Below are 17,969 nucleotides of genomic sequence, written 5' to 3'. Positions count from 1 at the left end.
AACACAGGGCTTAACGAACCCATCGTTAAGAGTGAATCGACAAACGTAATAGAACTAAGTATTTCCATAGGCCTTTTGCTTATTTTTTCTCAGATAGTCGCATCTTCAAGTTATCGATACTTTTTTGATAACCACGGAGGAGGTTTGGCTATGTTATCACTTGGTCTAGTCGCTTTAGGCGTATTCGTATTCTTCTGCTGTTGGGTAGCTCAGCATGGTTTGCCTGTATTGGGAATGAAACTTGATGAAGACGATCTTCTGCTGATCTCCGAGATGTCTGGTGAAGATGTTCTCGAAGCATAATTAATTTGAAATACAAGACACGATAAAAAGGAGCCTATGGCTCCTTTTTTCGTTTCTGGTGATTTTTCTAGTTCAATTGCTGGCGCATCGCTTGAGTGATGGTTTCGAAGCGAGCAGGAATCTGACGATGCCGCTTAGTTAATAAGTAGAGGGTTTCAATCACTTCGCTCTCAGGCTGGTAAACCGCGATTTGCTCTTTGAGCGGGAAGGCTTCTAGGGCACTTTTAGGCAGAATGGTAAAGCCATGACCCTGTGCGACAGGCAGCAGAATCTGACTCAACTGGTTGATATAGCCTTTGCTTGGCAGCTGGTTGATGTTAATGGCTGCTAGCTCTTCCTCTCCACATCGAGAAAAGTAGAGTGACAGATAATGCTCAGCATCGGGATGTCGAATCAGGCCGATCTCTTTTAGGGCCGTTTGGTCGAGTTTTTTCGATGCCTGCTCTCTGGGCAGCATCAGGCAAAGCGGCTCGGAGCCAAACTGTTGGGAATCAATACGTGGGTCAGAAGGCTCGTTAGCGACAATCCCCAGATCGACATTACCGCTTATTACGTCGGCCAGAATCTTATGGTGCGGCGCTGCTTCTAACAGGCTAATTAGCTCAGGATATTTACATTGTAAATTAAGCAAATGGGGATAGAGCAATAGCGCCAGCGATCCTGAGCATGATATTGATACCTGACCACTGTAAGGGTCGTCCTGACTAAGGGAATTGAGCATTTGCTGTTGCTGAGATTCAAGCTGCTTGGCGTAGTCGTAAACGGTTTTTCCCGCTTCGGTGATGACGAAACTTTTGTTGTGCCGCTCAATTAATGGATGACCGCAGACCTGTTCTAATTTCTTAATGTGCTGACTGACGCCCGGTTGGGTCATAAACAGCTTTTCCGCAGTTTTGGTGAAATGCCCGGTATCAATCAGAGTGACAAAAGTTTTTAGCCATGAAGGGTTCAGCATCAGATTTGCTCATAACAAAAATTTATTCACTTTAGTTTATGTGATAACAGCAAGTTCTGGTAGTAAAAGCGAACCATCGGCTCGCTTTAGTATTACGCTGCGTGAAGCACGTTGGCCAGCGCTTTACCATTGCCACGATATTCGTCGATGGTTGAAGCGAACTCAGTCGAAATGTGCAGTAAGCGGGAGTCAGGGTGTTCAGCCAAATAGCGGTGTTTTCCCTCGTCACTTTCCAGCTTGTCCCAGTCGCGATGAATTGAACGGGCAAAGTGTAGTGTGGTTGCCATTTTGGGGGAAATTTCAGCATCACGGGGTTGGTCAAAATTAGCTATTGCATCAACCATTACATCGGGGAAGTGCCAGGCTTTAGCCAGTTTGGCGCCCAAGGTCGGGGCAGTGATATCAAGAATCTCCTCCTGAACCGCAATCGCGTTCTCTCCAGCTTCAGCACGAGCAGTGATCTCCTTAGCCTGCTCTGGAACCAGAGTGTGAATCATCAGCTCGCCGATGTTGTGCAATATGCCAGTGGTGAAGGCTTCATCACCATCCATATCGGTCACGTTGGCGATCTTGCTGGCTATGATCGAAACCTCAAATGTCTCTTCCCAGTATTTGCTCATATCCAATGTTGGTAACTTAGGGAATACTCCTGACAGTACAGAGACGACCACTAGCGTTCTTACTGGCGCAGTACCGACCCGTACTAGCGCCTCGCTGACGGAAGAAACACTTTTGTTGCCAGCGAAATGGGCTGAGTTAGCAAGGCGCAGCAGGCGCGCGCTTAAGACTTGATCCGTGGCGATTTTCTCCGCTAGAAGTTTAAAGTCGACATCATCTTGTGTAACCATATCAAGCAGTTCCTGAAGAACTTTTTGAATCCTTGGTAGCTCGTTCAAACGAGATAGCAGTGCCTCCTGGCTCATAATTCTCTCCTTTTTCTCGTGAGCTAAATTACTATAGTTCACAAAGAGAGCCCCCTCCAACTGAGCAACAAATAATTGATGTATTGTGGGCAAGTTAATTGTTATGATTTGTGACCAATAGTCGGGGAGCCTGTCCAATAGGATTAAGGCTGAGATCGCCAAGCGAGACCCGTTGAACCTGATTCAGTTAGCACTGGCGTAGGGAACTATAAGCATGTCGTCCTTTACTCGGATTGACGTGCAGGCATTCGGTGGATCGATCTCTTCTTGATCTCTCTTTTCGTCGCCATAGGTTCTTGTACGTCTTGTTGTAGGAGCCCAAATGCCACACTCTCAAGACACTCCACCTATTGTATTAACCATTGCCGGTTCTGATAGCGGCGGTGGTGCTGGTATTCAAGCGGATATTAAAGCGATCTCAGCCACTGGTAGCTACGCTTGTTCCGTAATCACAGCGGTGACTTCGCAAAATACCTTAGGCGTGAGTGCCATTCATCCTATTCCCGTTGAACATATCGAAAGTCAGCTTGATTCAGTATTTACCGATCTCAATGTCGTTGCGGTTAAAGTCGGTATGCTTGCTGATGCGAATATCATTGCCATGGTGGCGAGAAAAATCCGTCAATATAAGCCCAAGTATCTTGTCGTTGACCCGGTAATGGTCGCCACTAGCGGCGATCCGCTGTTGGCTCAGTCAGCCGTTGCTACGTTAAAAGAGCAATTGTTGCCGCTCGCGGATTTAGTCACCCCGAACTTGCCGGAAAGTGCAGCTCTGGTTGGCGGTGAGATACCGCAAAATGAACAGCAGATGGCTGAAATGGTAGAGTCGCTTCGAGCCCTAGGCGCTAAAGCTGTACTGCTAAAGGGAGGCCATCTCGATGAGGTTGAAAACAGTAGCGATCTGTTAATTGAACAGCAGAGTTATGATCTACTGAGTGCCAAACGTATCAAGACAACAAATACCCATGGAACGGGCTGTACGCTTTCATCGGCGATCGCTTCTTACTTAGCACAGGGCAATCGGCTACATAAGGCTGTTTATCTGGGAAAACAGTATATATCTCAGGCCATCTCATGTGCTGATGAACTTAAAGTGGGTAGTGGTCATGGCCCTGTCCATCACTTCTTCTGTGGCCATGTGAACGTTCGCTAATTGGCTAAATGTTCTTCTTATCAACAAAAACGTGACCAGGCTGGTGGGGGTGAGTTAACTTTCACCAATTTGACATTTAACTGATAATTTCTGCCCGTATGGTGGACTAATATGCCTGTTCCTGTTGTGCTGCTGTGAATCGATATCGTGAAAAATCTTCTGAAAAATAAGCGTGATGGTCTGGTGCTGCTTGTGGCATTTTTGCTGATCATTGCACCTATGTCGTTATTTGTTAGTCATATTGATCTGCTTAGTCAGGTGAATGATATGACTGGATTTAGCTACACGGTTATTACTGATTCAGCAGGTTCTGCAGGCTTTCTGTTTTCGTTGGCATTGCTCGTATTTATTACTTGGCGATTGATTGGCAGCAATACAGAGTTTCTCAATAAAATGCTTCAACTCGCTATCATCCTGGTGATTGGTTTTGCTGCAAAAACAGGCTTGAAGCATTTGACTGAAAGCCCGCGTCCTTATACTGAGCTGCTGGCACACCAGCTTCTGATCCCAAAACCTGAGCACTTTTATAAGCTAGATTCTGTGCAGAAAGCGGATGTGATTGATAAGATTTCCCAGCAAGTGACCGAGTGGCGAACTCGCCATTGGCAGGGAGAAAAAGATTACTCTTTTCCATCTGGTCACACTATTTTTGCTGCGATCTGTTTAGCTTTCTTTGGCGGTATTTTTATCGACAACAAACGTTACGCTTTAGCCGCAATGCTAGGTGTTTGGGCCGTAGCCGTTGCCTATAGCCGTTTGTGGCTTGGTATGCACAGGCCGATAGATCTTGTTGGCTCTATTGCCTTTGTCGCTATGGTTTACGCTCTTGTGCCCAGATTCGATTGGGCGATTAACAAGTTCCTGGCCGGCCGGGTGAGTGTGACTCATTAATTGTCCCATCTTTTAATAATAAAATTTTGTAATTATTATTATAATTAATGATAATTTCAGATAATCAGGTGCGCTACTTATACTCTCCTCATCGAAACAGACAAGTGAAATGAATTCGGAGCAGATTATGAAAATGAATCACGTAGGCATCATGGTTGGCGATATGGACAAAGCAGTTGAGTTTTACACTCAGGCGCTAGGTTTAAAAATTGTCATGAACAATACCAAGGTTATTGAAGAGCGCGAAACAGCCATCGGTCGTATGTGTATTGCGGTATTTGGTGAAGGCTTTAAAGGCTTCAACATCGCTCACCTAGTTACAACAGATGGTATCGGCGTAGAACTGTTTGAGATGAAAGAGCGTCAGGAGCGTCACGAGGTAGATTTCTCTCGTTTGGGCATCTTCCATTTCTGTCTGCAAACCGATGACTTTGAAGGTGTGATGGAGAAAGTTGAGAAGTTTGGCGGTAAGGTGCGTATGGACGTCATGCGTTACCACCCAGAAGATGACAGCAAGCCTGCGAAAATGGTTTATCTTGAAGACCCGTTTGGTAACCTGTTCGAACTATACTCTCACACTTATGAAGAGACTTACGCTTCAGACTACGAGTAATAGACAAATTTGTTTAAAAGGGTTGGCGCTATGCCAACCTTTTTTTGTTTCTATTACCTGTTGACCTTCACCTAGGGGCAAGGATTAATATTCCAACTTCATAGATAAAGGTAAGCCATGACTCATCCACTTAAAACAGTTTGGATTTTGATTTTCAGCATCTTTGCGATGTTGATGTCGAGTTATGCCGCCAGTTCACCATCGATGGTTTCGATGATGATGTCTACGGACTCAGCCGCTGAGATGTCACACCAGCGAATGGAGTCTGTTCCTCCATCCTCCCAGGTTCGCCAAGTTGATTGTCACTCTATGAGTGAAGAGTCTCGAAGCTCTCACTCGATGGTCAAACAAAGCACAGGTAGCGCGATCAGTTGTTCAAACCCGGATGACGGGCCGCACAACTGTTGTATTTCTGCGTGCTCAACGACTTTTTACCCTCTTCAGAACACTCAGCCTTTGAGTGATATTCGCTATTCTCTGGCATTGCATCATCCACTCACGATTGGTGACAAGATTTTGCGCCCACAGAGTTTACTTCGCCCACCTTCCGCTTAGTTCTTAAATCACAACTGTTCTCTCTTGATGCGTACTGCGTTTGCAGTTTGCTCGGAGTCTCTATTTGCGTATTTAAACAATGAGTAATTATTGTGAATTTAGAACTAAGATTCGTCGCACTGGTCGTCAGTGCGAGTCTGGCGGCTTTCCCTTCGCTCTCCTTTGCCCACCAGTCTGGTGCTGGAGTTAGTGAAACAAAGCACGCGACTCAACAACTTACGTCACTGATCGAAGCAGCATTATCCCAAGATGGAAACCGCGCTGAGTTTTCTGCGAAAGCTGAAGCGATGCGTGCCAGCGGTATTGCTAGCGCAACTTTAATGGATCCAAAGCTGAAAATGGGTGTCGGTGGTTTACCGATTGATAGTTTTCAGTTCGACAAGGACCCGATGACCAACATCTCCGCCGGACTGATGCAACAGTTCGAACGTGGCTCAACCCTAGAGCTCAAACAGCAACAGGCTAACCAGCAAGCGGATGGTCTGACGGCTCAGATTGAGGTCAGAGAGCGTGATGTTGCCAATCAGATGACTCAACTGTGGCTTGAGCTCGGTTACCTGCAACATGCACAGCGCTTACTCAGGGAAACTCGCCATCTGATGGAAGAGATGGAGCAATACCTTGAGACCAATTATTCGATTGGTAAAAGTGAAGCTCAGGACCTACTCAATGCTCAACTGCAAGTCAATAAACTGGATGAGAAGCTACAGGCTAACAGCCAGCAACAACGTCGAATTGTCGCTCAGCTCTCGGAGTGGTTAGGTTCACAGTGGCTTGATAGCACTTCGTCTCTTGTTGCTAGTAACCAGCTTAACTGGTCTGAATTGGACAAGAAGCTTGCAGGTCATGACCAATCGAACCAATTCTATTCGCTGCTAAACCAGCACCCAATGATCAAAATGGCTGAGCTCAATGTGTCAGTCAATCAGACCCAAGTTGAAATGGCTGAGCAGGCTTATACCCCGCAATTTGGCGTTGAGGTGATGTACGCCTATCGTCAGGCTAACGGCATGAATGGTCAGCCAGCTTCTGATTTGGTCAGCGCGTATCTCACCATGGATATTCCGTTATTTACCGGTAATCGTCAGGACAAAAACCTGGCCGCGGCTCAGCATCAGGTCGGGGCGGCATTGTCTCAGAAAGATACCCTGCTGGCACAGATGAACGCTCAGGTGAATGCCCTGCTCAATGACCGCTCCAACCTCGACGAAAGGATTGCGAGATACCAATCCCGCCTTATCCCTCAAGCCACTTCCCGTACTCAGGCCGTTGAACGTGGCTATCAGAACAATACCGCTCAATTTAGCGATGTTATCACTGCGACGACAGATGAACTGGCGTTACAACTCGAACTACAAAGGTTAAAGACTGACTGGAATCAGGTCAGCAGCCAGCTTGCAGCCCTATTGGGTGGATTTGACTATCAACTCGCTTCGCCTGCGCAGCAGAATAACAATGAAGGAACACAGAAATGACAACATTTAAGGTAGCCAGTGTGGCGTTAGTAGTCGGCGGTGTAATCGGTTTTGCTGCCAGCATGTATCTACCTGGTTCTGGCCACGACATGAGCGCAATGCCAGTGTCTGAAGCGGCATCAAGCGATGAACCCCTCTATTGGGTTGCGCCAATGGATCCTAACTATAAAAGAGATAAGCCGGGAAAATCACCGATGGGGATGGATCTCATCCCTGTTTACGCTGAAGACCAAAATGGCAGCAGTAACCAACCGGGCACGGTGACCATTGATCCAGCGGTCGAGAATAATCTTGGCGTTAAAACTGCGCAGGTTGGAATGACAGAACTGTCCCCTCGAATTGAAACCGTTGGTTACATTGCATTTGATGAAAGTAACCTGTGGCAGACCAACGTCCGCGTCTCTGGCTGGGTAGAAAAACTGTTTATCAACGCTGTGGGTGAAAAGGTGGAAAAGGGCAGCGTGCTGTTTTCTCTCTATTCACCTGAGCTGGTTAAAGCGCAGGAAGAGCTACTCAGTGCACACAAAACTCAGCGTAAAGGCATGATTAAAGGTGCCACAGAGCGACTCGTGACTCTTGGGGTCGACAGAACACAAATCAGCGAGATAGTTCGTCGTGGAAAAGCACAGCAGACAATAGAAATCAAAGCACCGGCTGACGGCATTATCGCCAGCCTCAATATTCGGGAAGGTGGTTACCTTTCCCCGGCTCAGGCAGTGATCAGTGCTGGCCCGCTTGATGATGTATGGGTCGATGCGGAGGTGTTTGAACGACAGGCACATTGGATCAAGCAGGGCAGTAATGCTTCTATGACTCTTGATGCAATTCCTGGTGGTGAGTGGCAGGGGCAGGTTGACTATGTCTACCCAATTCTCGATCCCAACACCCGAACTTTGCGTGTGCGTTTAAAGTTCCCTAATCCTGACGGTGAGCTTAAGCCAAACATGTTCGCCAACGTAGCACTGAAACCAGTGAGCAGCGAAAAAGTACTTACCATTCCCCGCTCATCAGTTATCCGCTCTGGTGGCATGACCCGCGTTGTCTTGTCTGAAGGTGAAGGCAAATACCGCTCTGCGCGTATTGAGGTTGGCCGTGAAGCTGGCGACAAAATTGAAGTTACCAAAGGGCTGCAACAAGGGCAGGCTATTGTCACTTCAGCCCACTTCTTACTCGATTCTGAATCAAGTCAGAGTGCAGATCTTTCGAGAATCAATGGTGTAGAAGCTGCGGCAGAAACCGTTTGGGCACAAGGCGAAATTACCGATGTGATGCAGCAACATCGCATGCTGACCATTAACCACCAACCCGTTCCTGAATGGAATTGGCCGGGAATGGTGATGAACTTTGAGGTCGCTGAAGGCGTTGATATTGACGCGCTGGCACAAGGGCAGGCGGTCGAGTTCGAGATGCAGAAAACCCCTTCCGGTCAGTATGAGATTGTTGACTATAAAATTGGTGACAGCTTGGTTGCTGCAGAGGTGTGGATTAGCGGTGATATCACCATGTTGATGGCTGATTTTAATATGATCACCCTAAAACACCTGCCAGTTGCAGAGTGGAATTGGCAAGCGGGAGAAATGAACTTTACCGTTGGAGACGAGGTTGATCTTTCAGGGTTTGAGGAAGGGCAAAAAGTTCGGTTTCTAGTCGAAAAACAAGGCTCCGAATATCTACTCAAGAAGCTGAGTGCTAACGAGGAGGCATTATGATCAGTGCCATTATTCGTTGGTCGATCAGCAACCGGTTATTAGTGTTACTGGCTACAGCGGCGCTGATTTTTGGTGGTCTTTACAGTGTAAAAAACACGCCTGTAGATGCGATACCTGACCTGTCTGATGTTCAGGTAATCATCAAGACCAGTTATCCGGGACAGGCACCACAAGTTGTGGAAGATCAGGTTACCTACCCGCTAACCACAGCCATGTTGGCCGTTCCGGGGGCTGAAACTGTTCGTGGCTACTCGTTCTTTGGTGATTCGTACGTTTACATCATTTTTAACGATGATACGGATATGTACTGGGCACGTTCGCGAGTTTTGGAGTACCTGAGCCAGGTCGCGCCTAATCTTCCTGCAAGTGCTAAACCGACCTTAGGACCGGATGCTACCGGAGTGGGCTGGGTATACAGCTACGTATTACAGGATAAAACGGGTCAGCACGACTTAGCGCAGTTGCGTAGTCTGCAGGACTGGTTCCTTAAATATGAGCTGCAAACCGTTGATGGCGTGTCTGAAGTGGCCACCGTGGGCGGCATGGTCAAACAGTATCAGGTACAAATCGATCCAGCTAAGCTGCGTGCCTATGACCTGACGCTACAACAGGTCAATATGGCAATCCAGAACGGTAACCAGGAGACTGGTGCCTCGGTAGTAGAAGTTGCTGAAGCGGAACATATGGTTCGCACCACAGGCTACCTATCCAGCGTCGAAGATATTGAAGCGCTACCACTGAAAGTGACAGCCAAAGGAACGCCACTTCTGCTCGGTGATATTGCCGATATTAATATTGGTCCACAAATGCGTCGCGGTATTTCCGAACTTAACGGTGAAGGTGAAGCGGTCGGCGGTGTAATTGTGATGCGTTTTGGTGAAAACGCCAGTCAGGTAATTGCCAACGTTAAGGACAAGCTCAACGACCTGCAACGCAGCCTGCCTGAAGGAGTAGAAATAGTCCCAACTTACGACCGTTCGACCCTGATAGATTCGGCGGTCGAGAACTTGTGGAAGAAACTGGCGGAAGAGTTCATCGTTGTTGCGATCGTCTGTGCGCTGTTCCTGTTCCACATCCGCTCATCTCTGGTTATTGCACTCAGTCTGCCTGTCGGCATTTTGTCTGCGTTTATCATCATGCATTGGCAGGGGATTAACGCCAACATCATGTCTTTGGGTGGCATCGCTATTGCCATCGGCGCCATGGTCGATGGGGCGATTGTGATGATTGAAAACGTGCATAAGCATATCGAGCGTACACCATTAACGGACAAAAACCGTTGGCAGGTGATCGGCGATGCTGCGCAGGAAGTCGGGGCGCCACTGTTCTTCTCACTACTGATCATTACTCTGAGTTTTGTGCCTGTATTTGCTTTGGAAGGGCAGGAAGGCAAGATGTTCTCGCCGCTCGCCTATACCAAAACCTATGCAATGGCCTCCGCAGCGGGTCTCGCGATCACTCTGGTTCCGGTGCTGATGGGCTACTTTATCCGAGGCAAAGTACTGCCTGAAGATAAAAACCCAATCAATAAGGGCTTGATTGCCCTTTATAAACCAATGCTCAACGTCAGCCTGAAATACCCGAAAAGTGTTCTGTTGATGGCGTTTGTGCTAATGGCCTCGGCCTATTATCCGACCACCAAACTTGGTAGTGAGTTTATTCCGCCGCTGGATGAAGGCGATTTGATGTACATGCCGACTACCTATCCTGGCATCTCGATCGGTAAGGCGCGCGAGTTATTGCAGCAGACCAATAAGCTGATCATGACAGTACCCGAAGTGGAAACTGCCTGGGGCAAGATAGGCCGTGCTGAAACCGCGACGGATCCTGCACCATTAACCATGATTGAAACGGTGATTCAGCTTAAACCTCGTGATCAGTGGCGAGAAGGGGTGACGACCGAATCACTGCGCAGAGAGTTCGATCAACTGGTTCAGTTCCCTGGCCTGACAAACGCTTGGGTAATGCCTATTAAAACTCGTATCGACATGCTAGCGACGGGAATTAAGACGCCGATTGGTATCAAAATCTCGGGCCCTGAGCTGAGTGAGATCGAGAAAATCGGCGCTGAGTTAGAGCCGATCTTGAATCAGGTGACCGGTACGGCTTCAGTCTACGCTGAGCGTGTAGCGGGTGGTCGTTACGTTACGATTGATATTAAGCGCCGAGCAGCAGCCCGCTATGGTTTGAGCATTAAAGATGTTCAGCAGGTGGTTTCAACGGCTGTGGGTGGCATGAATGTCGGTGAAACCATTGAGGGGCTGGAGCGTTACCCTATCAATGTTCGTTACCCTCAGGACTACCGTGACTCAGTAATCAAACTTCAGAACCTACCGTTAGTCACACCAAACGGTGCCCGTATTGCTCTGGCTGACGTCGCGGACATCCGTTATGAAGACGGCCCACCGATGATTAAGACCGAGAACGCGCGTCCAAATGGTTGGGTATTTGTCGATATCGATGGTCGGGATCTGGGTTCCTACGTCGCTGATGCGCAGCAAGCGGTAGCAGAGCAACTTGCACTTCCTGCTGGCTACTCGCTTGTTTGGTCTGGTCAGTATGAGTACATGGAACGAGCAAAAGAGCGTTTAGGTGTCGTGGTGCCAATCACCATCGCCATCATCATGTTGCTGCTCTATTTCAGCTTCCGACGTGTCGGTGAAGTGATGATCATCATGCTGACCCTGCCTCTGGCTATGGTCGGCGGTCTATGGCTGATGCACTACCTTGGCTACAACTTCTCTATTGCTGTCGGGGTTGGATTTATTGCTCTTGCAGGCGTGGCGGTTGAGATAGGGGTCATCATGCTGGTTTACCTCAATCAGGCGTGGCACTACACCAAGCTTTCTGCCTCAGAGAAACAACAACCTCTTGAACTGGAAGATCTGACTAATGCAATCCGTCAGGGAGCGGGTCTGCGCGTGCGCCCTGTGATGATGACAGTGCTGACGGTCATTATTGGTCTGGTACCAATCATGTATGGACAAGGCACCGGTTCTGAAGTGATGCAACGTATCGCTGCGCCAATGATTGGCGGTATGGCATCAGCATTATTACTCACCCTACTGGTACTCCCGGCAATCTTCAAACTGTGGAAACAGCGAGAAGTAACGTCACAGCAAACGAATCACTAAACCCAATTATTTGACTGACTTCGGTTAAGGTCAGTCAATCTTAGACAATAAGGAAATAACCATGAAAAAGACACTACTATCAATCATGCTAAGCGTTGCCGCTATGGGTGCTCAAGCTGAGATGGACCATGCAAATATGGACCATGGCGCGATGAACTCTTCTAAGATGGATCACTCAATGATGAACATGGAAGGTATGTCCGATGTAGGTATGCCTGCCAAAGGAGCAAAGCCGGATAAAGTTGTACACGTTCTGCTTAGTGATGATATGAAGATTCGCTTCAAGAAAGAGGTGAAGATTGAACCGAACGACGTTGTTCAGTTTGTAGTACTTAACACAGGTAAAATCGACCACGAGTTTACTATCGGATCGGAAAAAGAGCAGGTGGAGCATCGCGAAATGATGAAAACCATGTCTGCTGGCCACATGCACGATTCAGGTAACTCAGTAACAGTAAAACCTGGCAAAGCGAAGCAATTGTTATGGCATTTCCATGGCGATAATCAGGTAGAGTTTGCCTGCAATATCGCGGGTCATGCAGAGGCTGGTATGATCAAAAAAATCACGCTTTAATAACCTTGAATCAGATACAAAAAAGGCAGCCGAGGCTGCCTTTTTGTTTGCTGGGAAATTTTTAGCCGAAGATAAAGCTGTACAAGAATCCCGCAGCAATTGCCATACCCAGAATCACAGTCAGGAACGCGACAATCATCTGATTCTTAAAGATAGATTTAAGCAAGATAACTTCAGTCAAACTCGCACCTGCGCTACCGATAATGAGTGCCATTACTGAACCCAGAGCCATACCTTTCTGAACCAGAGCTGCACTTAGCGGAATCACTGCTTCAGCACGGATGTACAAAGGGATACCAATAATTGCTGCTACAGGAATCGCGTACCATTTACCTTCACCAGCGTATTGTGCAATCAGCTCAGTCGGAATAAAGCCGTAGATGAATGAGCCAACAGCGACACCTAGCATTAGGTAAGGGAATACCTGTTTAAAGTCTTTCCACGTAGATAGCCAAATCTTCATCCAACGACCAGGTTGTTTAGGTTCAACGATGGTGGCGGCTGCTGCACCATCTGTACCGCAGCAAGATACTTCTACTTTTGGTTGCGGTTTTTCACCACAGCATGAGTTCTCTTTAGCCATTACTGGCGCAGCATCACCGCAGCTTGATGGAGCACATGAAGACTCTTTTTTCGCTGCAGGCTTACTGTCACTACAAGAAGTACCGCAGCCTGACGCTTCCTCAACCTGATAAGCTTCAGGTTTTACATAGCGCTCAAAGCCAAGTTTTTCCAGCGTGTATCCCGCCACAATCGAGACAACCATTGCCACTAAGAAGTAGAACAGTGCGACTTGCCAGCCAAACGTGATCACGAACAGACCTATGATGACCGGATTCAGTAGTGGGCTACCAAACAGGAACACCATCATTGGGCCAAAACCCGCTCGTGCTCTTAGCAAGCCTTTAAGAAACGGTATTGTCGAGCATGAACAGAACGGGGTAATTGAGCCAAGAAAAGCTGCAATTACATAGCCTTTACCGTTACGCGAACTTAGGATCGACTGGATCTTTTGTGGCGTTAAAAACTCTTGCAGAACGCCAACTAAGTAGCTGATAGCCAGGAACAGGATGACCAATTCTGTCGCAAGGAAAGCGAACATATCGAGGGCTTCGCTTGCCATTGTCATAAATTCGTTACTCATAGTAATGTCACTCCAAATATATTTCGATTTTTTTCGAATTATAGACTTGAGAAACGAAAGATCAATAAATATTTCGATAAAGTTCGAAATAAAAGTGACTTAAATTCTTAACTCTTTGTTTATCATAAATTTAGCCATGTGAAGATAGATCAGGCATCTGCCAGATAAGGGCTTTTAGCAAACACTTCCGGTTCATTGTGGACCAGTTGCTCAACTTCATTGACCAGCCATTTGATGGCCAGATTTCTTTGGTTACGTGTGTGCCAGGCAATAGAAATACTTGGCGACGGAACAGAGATCGGCAGTGTTGCCTGAACTAGCTGACCTTTGGCAATCGCTTTACTCGCAACCGAGAAAGGCATGACACAGATTAAGCTGGATTCTTGCAGTAGCTCAATCGCGCTGGAGAAGCTGTTGACCGTCATTGCCACACGTCTGGTTCGTCCCAGCAGAGCAAGAGACTGGTCTACTGCGCCACTTGGATCGCCGGATAGTGAGACCAGCAGATGCTGAGCGTGGCAGAAGTCGTCGACTGAAAGTGTTTTATGAGCGAGAGGATGTTGTGGACGCATGACACAGGTGAAGTGGTTGTCATAGAGGTGCCTGACCGTGATTTGGTCGTGTCTTGTCGGGTAGTAGTCGAGGACCAAATCAACTTCAGCTTCGAGTAGCAATTGTTCACCGTTGCCCTTAAATGGCACTGCGTACAGGTCAAGCATCTGAGCTCGCTGCTCAATGATAGCTCTCAGTCTTGGCCAGAACAGGCTGCTGATCCCATCGGTCAGCGCAACTCTGATTTGCACAGGTGTGTTCGCCGGGTCAAATTTTGCCGGGGAAACCGTCTGACTAATATGGCTGAGTGGATCGGCTATTTGCTGCCAAAGCTCTTTGGCATAAGGTGTTGGGCATATCCCTCTGCCTTGTTTTATGAACAGAGGATCCTGCCAGGCATAGCGCATTCTCGACACGGCTTTTGACACTGACGGTTGGGTCATTGCCAATTGCTCCGCCGCTAAGGTGATTGACTGTTCACGCATGATAGCGTCAAAGATAACGATCAAATTTAAATCAACTTTGGTCATAACACATTCCCCTGTGGAATGATTGTTATATCACCTATTAATTAGAAGAAATAGGTGTTTAGGTGAATACTGAAGCTGTTCTCACTAACAACAACTAAAAGGAAGTCAGTTATGAAGGCAGCATTCATTAAACAATATGGTGACGTAGAAACACTACAACTTGGCCAACTGCCAAAACCTGAACCAGAACGGAATCAGGTTCTGATTCGCGTAGCAGCATCGGCTGTCAATCCGGTCGACTTTCATCTCCGCAACGGTATGATGGCTGATACTGGCACTCACACCCTACCTTTAGTGCTGGGCTGGGATTGCTCTGGTGTAGTCGAACAGGTAGGCGAGGGTGTTGACTCACTGCAGGTCGGCGATAAGGTACTGGCATTTACCCCTATCTCTGAGCAGGGTACCAACGCAGAATTCGTTGCAGTGGACGCCGAATTAGTGGTGGAGAAACCTGCTGAGTTGAGCTTCGTAGAAGCGGCAGCGTTACCGTTAGCGGCAGTGACTGCATGGCAGGGATTGCATCGACATGGTCGCCTTGCACAAGGAAAAACAGTACTCATCCACAACGCATCTGGCGCTGTCGGATCGTATGCGGTGCAGATTGCCAAAGCCGCAGGAGCTTATGTCGTGGCAACGGCCTCTGCAACTAAACTCGATTATGTCACTAGCCTGGGAGCCGACGAGGTTTTTAATGAGCGTGATTTGGAATGGCAATCATCAAACCAGTATGACGTGGCGTATGTTGCGAAACCGGGTATCGAACTTCTGGCTGAAAGCGCCTGTTGCGTTAAGTCAGGGGGCAGTATTGTTTCAACCTTTGATGAAATTGCTGAACAACAAGTGGCGACTCATGGCATCTCGTTTACCCGCATGTGGGTGGAAAACAGTGCGACGGATCTAGAACAGCTTGTTCAGTTGGTGAAAGAGAAGGCTGTGAAAATACCTATTGATTCTGTCTACCCTCTTGAAGAGATCCAAACTGCTCATTTGCGTTCAGAACAGCATAAAGCTGTGGGTAAGATCGTGTTGGTGGTCGATCCGCTACTTAAATACTGATCGGAGCATTAGCCGCTCATCTGATGGGTGGCATTTGATGCCATGACTGTAACAGCGTTAATTCTCACAGTCTTGTTTTTGCGCTGGGTGAAAATTTGCAATAACGATATATTTCGATTATTTTAGAAATATATCGTTATTATTGGAGTCGGTCATGGAACTTGAAGTTGTTGCCAAGGCGCTTAAAGAGCTTGGGCATCCGGTACGTTTATCCATTTATAAGAGTGTGGTGAAGGCGGGTTATCAAGGTATTGCTGTTGGTGGCCTACAAGAAAAGCTCGGCATTCCTGGTTCAACGTTGTCGCATCATATCTCTAGTCTGGCTTCGGCTGGGTTGATCAGCCAGCGTCGTGAAGGACGCACGCTGTATTGTGTTACAGACTACAAATGTCTCGAAGGGGTCATCGGCTTCTTGCAGGATGAGTGTTGTGCAGATGAAAAGTGCTGAGCCATCACTGGTACTAGAACAGGTCTGGACTGAGTATCAGCAGGCTTTGAAATCATTCCTCTATTCTAAGGTGAGTAATCACGCAGATGTGGATGACTTGCTACAAGAAATCTTATTAAAGACCTACCATAATCTTTCATCGGTCAATAAGGCTGATAGCGTAAAATCTTGGTTGTTCCAGGTCGCTAATCGCACCATCATCGATTTTTATCGTCAACGAGCGAGAGAACAGCGCGATGGAGAACTGAATGAGGAAGATCTCTGGTTCGAGCAAGCTGATGCCAATTTGGAGCAACAACTGGCTCAGTGTGTACGACCTTTTATCAATGCGTTACCTCAGCAGCAATCCCAATTAATGGAAGCCGTTGAACTTAATGGTCAAAGCCAGAAAGAGATCGCCGAGAAAGTGGGCGTGAGCTACTCAACATTAAAATCACGAGTGCAAAAAGGGCGCTTAGAGCTGAAAAAACTGTTTGAAGATTGCTGTACTTTGCAGTTGGATAAACGCGGTAACCTATTGGATTGTGAAAAGAAATCTAACGGTTGCGATCATTGCTAGAAAAAAATTTAAAATAATTTTGTATTTTCGTCGTCTTTTTTAATTGTCGCTCGTCTTAAAGGTGTAACAGGTGCCAAGTGGCCCTTATCCAAAGATGAGAAAAGAAAATGATTAAAGTCGTAAGTTTTAAAATCTGTCCATTTGTTCAACGCGTAACTGCTGCATTAGAAGCACGTAATGTTCCATACGAAATTGAATACATCAGCCTTAAAGACAAGCCGCAGTGGTTCCTAGACATCTCACCTAATGGCCAGGTGCCTGTGTTGGTGACTGAGAACAACACTGCGCTGTTTGAATCTGATGCGATTGTTGAGTACATCGAAGATGAGTTCGGTCCGCTTGAGCAAGGCATTAGCAATGAACAGCGAGCGCTTGATCGTGCATGGAGCTACCTTGGTTCAAAGCATTATCTGGCTCAGTGCAGCACCATGCGCAGTAGCGATAAAGCGACACTAACAGAGCGTGTTGCGAACTTAGGCAAAGCATTCGATAAAGTAGAAAAGCAGCTGGTGGGTCCTTTCTTTAAAGGCGATCAGATCAGTAATGTTGATTTAGCATGGCTACCACTGCTACACCGCGCAGACATTATCAAGCAGAACACCTGCTTTGACATGTTGGATGGTCGCCCAAAAGTACAGGCCTGGCAGCAACAGCTAATGGAAAGTGGTTTAGTTGAAAAAACGGTGTCACAAGACTTTGTTGAGGCATTTAGCGGTTTTTACCTATCCGATGAAACTTATCTGGGTAAAGGTGAAGATTGCAAGCCTAACAACGGTTGCGGCACAAGTTGTTGTTAAGACAAGCGTGATAAATAATCCGCCCTGCTATTCAGCAGGGCTTTTTTGTGTTTAATTGTCTACAAAGTTTCAAAGTTACCAACCAGTCCGGTGAGTGTAATCTCAAGCACAAGGAGTGAACTTATGATTACAGCGTTGTACGCAGCAATTCTTGCATCATTAATGATTTGGCTATCGATTCAGGTCATCAAGCAGCGCCGTAAAGCGCAGGTAAAGTACTCTGATGGTGGCGTCGATGCGTTAACTATTGCGCGCAGTGCTCATAGCAATGCGGTTGACTACATTCCCATTACGCTAATCATGATGGCGACACTCGAATACAATGGCGCCAGCCCATGGATGATTCACTTGTGTGGAGTGGTGTTTGTGCTGGGTCGATTACTCCATGCTAAAGGTATTCTGGCAGACCGACTTAAAGGGCGCGTGAGCGGAATGAAGCTGACCTTTTTGGTAATGGCGGTGATGATTGTTCTTAATCTCATCCATTTACCGTTTGATAAAATGTGGTAGTGCACGGTCTTAAAGGTTCAGAAAACAAAAAAGCGATGGTTAACACCATCGCTTTTTGTTGTCGCTTTATCTGAATAGCAGTCGATAC

18 protein-coding genes and 1 riboswitch are annotated in these 17,969 nt (G+C 47.2%); of the genes, 14 read left to right on the top strand and 4 right to left on the bottom strand.

The window, feature by feature from the left end:
* Positions 1–150: 150 nt before the first annotated feature.
* Complete coding sequence (locus tag RH46_RS22340; protein WP_006879933.1) at positions 151–303, top strand: hypothetical protein; 153 nt, start codon at positions 151–153, stop codon at positions 301–303.
* A 67-nt stretch (positions 304–370) separates the two neighbouring features.
* On the opposite strand, the gene RH46_RS12990 is transcribed toward RH46_RS22340, so the two are convergent.
* Entirely contained in the window at positions 371–1,258 is an 888-nt protein-coding gene (locus RH46_RS12990; protein WP_006879932.1) for a LysR family transcriptional regulator, read from the bottom strand.
* A 92-nt stretch (positions 1,259–1,350) separates the two neighbouring features.
* Positions 1,351–2,181, bottom strand: a complete 831-nt coding sequence (locus tag RH46_RS12985; protein ID WP_006879931.1) for an HDOD domain-containing protein — start codon at positions 2,179–2,181, stop codon at positions 1,351–1,353.
* A 112-nt stretch (positions 2,182–2,293) separates the two neighbouring features.
* Positions 2,294–2,403, top strand: a riboswitch (TPP riboswitch).
* Positions 2,404–2,503: 100 nt separating this feature from the next.
* On the opposite strand from RH46_RS12985, the gene thiD reads away from it, so the two are divergent.
* From thiD to copI, 8 genes are all read left to right on the top strand, one after another.
* Positions 2,504–3,334 (top strand): bifunctional hydroxymethylpyrimidine kinase/phosphomethylpyrimidine kinase, encoded by an 831-nt coding sequence (thiD, locus tag RH46_RS12980; RefSeq protein WP_006879930.1) that lies wholly within the window; start codon positions 2,504–2,506, stop codon positions 3,332–3,334.
* Positions 3,335–3,481: 147 nt separating this feature from the next.
* Complete coding sequence (locus RH46_RS12975) at positions 3,482–4,225, top strand: phosphatase PAP2 family protein (protein WP_006879929.1); 744 nt, start codon at positions 3,482–3,484, stop codon at positions 4,223–4,225.
* Positions 4,226–4,352: 127 nt separating this feature from the next.
* Positions 4,353–4,838 (top strand): VOC family protein, encoded by a 486-nt coding sequence (locus RH46_RS12970; RefSeq protein WP_006879928.1) that lies wholly within the window; start codon positions 4,353–4,355, stop codon positions 4,836–4,838.
* 117 nt (positions 4,839–4,955) lie between these two features.
* Entirely contained in the window at positions 4,956–5,393 is a 438-nt protein-coding gene (locus RH46_RS12965) for a hypothetical protein (protein ID WP_006879927.1), read from the top strand.
* Between the two features lie 92 nt (positions 5,394–5,485).
* A complete protein-coding gene (locus tag RH46_RS12960; RefSeq protein ID WP_006879926.1) occupies positions 5,486–6,868 on the top strand; it encodes a TolC family protein in 1,383 nt (460 codons plus the stop codon).
* Entirely contained in the window at positions 6,865–8,577 is a 1,713-nt protein-coding gene (locus RH46_RS12955) for an efflux RND transporter periplasmic adaptor subunit (RefSeq protein ID WP_006879925.1), read from the top strand. The genes RH46_RS12960 and RH46_RS12955 overlap by 4 nt, the downstream gene beginning before the upstream one ends.
* Positions 8,574–11,711 (top strand): efflux RND transporter permease subunit, encoded by a 3,138-nt coding sequence (locus RH46_RS12950; protein WP_006879924.1) that lies wholly within the window; start codon positions 8,574–8,576, stop codon positions 11,709–11,711. Before RH46_RS12955 ends, RH46_RS12950 begins: the two co-directional genes overlap by 4 nt.
* A 61-nt stretch (positions 11,712–11,772) precedes the next feature.
* Complete coding sequence (gene copI, locus RH46_RS12945; protein ID WP_006879923.1) at positions 11,773–12,285, top strand: copper-resistant cuproprotein CopI; 513 nt, start codon at positions 11,773–11,775, stop codon at positions 12,283–12,285.
* 61 nt (positions 12,286–12,346) lie between these two features.
* On the opposite strand, the gene RH46_RS12940 is transcribed toward copI, so the two are convergent.
* Together RH46_RS12940 and RH46_RS12935 are read right to left on the bottom strand one after the other, a co-directional pair.
* Positions 12,347–13,429: a permease gene (locus tag RH46_RS12940; protein WP_006879922.1), complete on the bottom strand. Its 1,083-nt coding sequence runs from the start codon at positions 13,427–13,429 to the stop codon at positions 12,347–12,349.
* Between the two features lie 149 nt (positions 13,430–13,578).
* Positions 13,579–14,511, bottom strand: a complete 933-nt coding sequence (locus RH46_RS12935; protein WP_006879921.1) for a LysR family transcriptional regulator — start codon at positions 14,509–14,511, stop codon at positions 13,579–13,581.
* A gap of 111 nt (positions 14,512–14,622) precedes the next feature.
* Here RH46_RS12935 and RH46_RS12930 point away from each other — a divergent pair, with 111 nt between their 5' ends.
* The 5 genes from RH46_RS12930 (at position 14,623) to RH46_RS12910 (ending at position 17,881) form a co-directional block, all read left to right on the top strand.
* On the top strand, positions 14,623–15,567 hold the full coding sequence (locus tag RH46_RS12930; protein WP_006879920.1) for an NADP-dependent oxidoreductase: 945 nt from the start codon (positions 14,623–14,625) through the stop codon (positions 15,565–15,567).
* Between the two features lie 154 nt (positions 15,568–15,721).
* Entirely contained in the window at positions 15,722–16,015 is a 294-nt protein-coding gene (locus tag RH46_RS12925; RefSeq protein WP_006879919.1) for an ArsR/SmtB family transcription factor, read from the top strand.
* Positions 16,002–16,574 carry an RNA polymerase sigma factor SigZ gene (sigZ, locus tag RH46_RS12920; protein ID WP_006879918.1) on the top strand — a complete coding sequence of 191 codons (573 nt, stop codon included), beginning with the start codon at positions 16,002–16,004 and terminating at the stop codon, positions 16,572–16,574. The genes RH46_RS12925 and sigZ overlap by 14 nt, the downstream gene beginning before the upstream one ends.
* Positions 16,575–16,681: 107 nt before the next feature.
* Positions 16,682–17,371 carry a glutathione S-transferase family protein gene (locus RH46_RS12915; protein WP_006879917.1) on the top strand — a complete coding sequence of 230 codons (690 nt, stop codon included), beginning with the start codon at positions 16,682–16,684 and terminating at the stop codon, positions 17,369–17,371.
* Between the two features lie 123 nt (positions 17,372–17,494).
* Positions 17,495–17,881 (top strand): MAPEG family protein, encoded by a 387-nt coding sequence (locus tag RH46_RS12910; RefSeq protein ID WP_006879916.1) that lies wholly within the window; start codon positions 17,495–17,497, stop codon positions 17,879–17,881.
* The last annotated feature ends 88 nt before the right edge of the window (positions 17,882–17,969 follow it).

It is taken from the genome of Vibrio brasiliensis LMG 20546, assembly GCF_000189255.1.
Classification (GTDB): Bacteria; Pseudomonadota; Gammaproteobacteria; order Enterobacterales; family Vibrionaceae; genus Vibrio; species Vibrio brasiliensis.
The sequence above is the reverse complement of the archived record's forward strand: the minus strand, read 5'-3'. Positions and strand labels throughout refer to the sequence as shown.

Excerpts from the sequence above, each read along its gene's own strand:
- RH46_RS12990 (WP_006879932.1), bottom strand. The coding sequence starts at position 1,258 with ATGCTGAACCCTTCATGGCTAAAAACTTTTGTCACTCTGATTGATACC.
- RH46_RS12965 (WP_006879927.1), top strand. The coding sequence starts at position 4,956 with ATGACTCATCCACTTAAAACAGTTTGGATTTTGATTTTCAGCATCTTT.
- RH46_RS12915 (WP_006879917.1), top strand. The coding sequence starts at position 16,682 with ATGATTAAAGTCGTAAGTTTTAAAATCTGTCCATTTGTTCAACGCGTA.
- RH46_RS12985 (WP_006879931.1), bottom strand. The coding sequence starts at position 2,181 with ATGAGCCAGGAGGCACTGCTATCTCGTTTGAACGAGCTACCAAGGATT.
- RH46_RS12940 (WP_006879922.1), bottom strand. The coding sequence starts at position 13,429 with ATGAGTAACGAATTTATGACAATGGCAAGCGAAGCCCTCGATATGTTC.
- RH46_RS12925 (WP_006879919.1), top strand. The coding sequence starts at position 15,722 with ATGGAACTTGAAGTTGTTGCCAAGGCGCTTAAAGAGCTTGGGCATCCG.
- copI (WP_006879923.1), top strand. The coding sequence starts at position 11,773 with ATGAAAAAGACACTACTATCAATCATGCTAAGCGTTGCCGCTATGGGT.
- RH46_RS12970 (WP_006879928.1), top strand. The coding sequence starts at position 4,353 with ATGAAAATGAATCACGTAGGCATCATGGTTGGCGATATGGACAAAGCA.
- RH46_RS22340 (WP_006879933.1), top strand. The coding sequence starts at position 151 with ATGTTATCACTTGGTCTAGTCGCTTTAGGCGTATTCGTATTCTTCTGC.
- thiD (WP_006879930.1), top strand. The coding sequence starts at position 2,504 with ATGCCACACTCTCAAGACACTCCACCTATTGTATTAACCATTGCCGGT.
- RH46_RS12930 (WP_006879920.1), top strand. The coding sequence starts at position 14,623 with ATGAAGGCAGCATTCATTAAACAATATGGTGACGTAGAAACACTACAA.
- RH46_RS12955 (WP_006879925.1), top strand. The coding sequence starts at position 6,865 with ATGACAACATTTAAGGTAGCCAGTGTGGCGTTAGTAGTCGGCGGTGTA.
- RH46_RS12935 (WP_006879921.1), bottom strand. The coding sequence starts at position 14,511 with ATGACCAAAGTTGATTTAAATTTGATCGTTATCTTTGACGCTATCATG.
- sigZ (WP_006879918.1), top strand. The coding sequence starts at position 16,002 with ATGAAAAGTGCTGAGCCATCACTGGTACTAGAACAGGTCTGGACTGAG.
- RH46_RS12910 (WP_006879916.1), top strand. The coding sequence starts at position 17,495 with ATGATTACAGCGTTGTACGCAGCAATTCTTGCATCATTAATGATTTGG.
- RH46_RS12950 (WP_006879924.1), top strand. The coding sequence starts at position 8,574 with ATGATCAGTGCCATTATTCGTTGGTCGATCAGCAACCGGTTATTAGTG.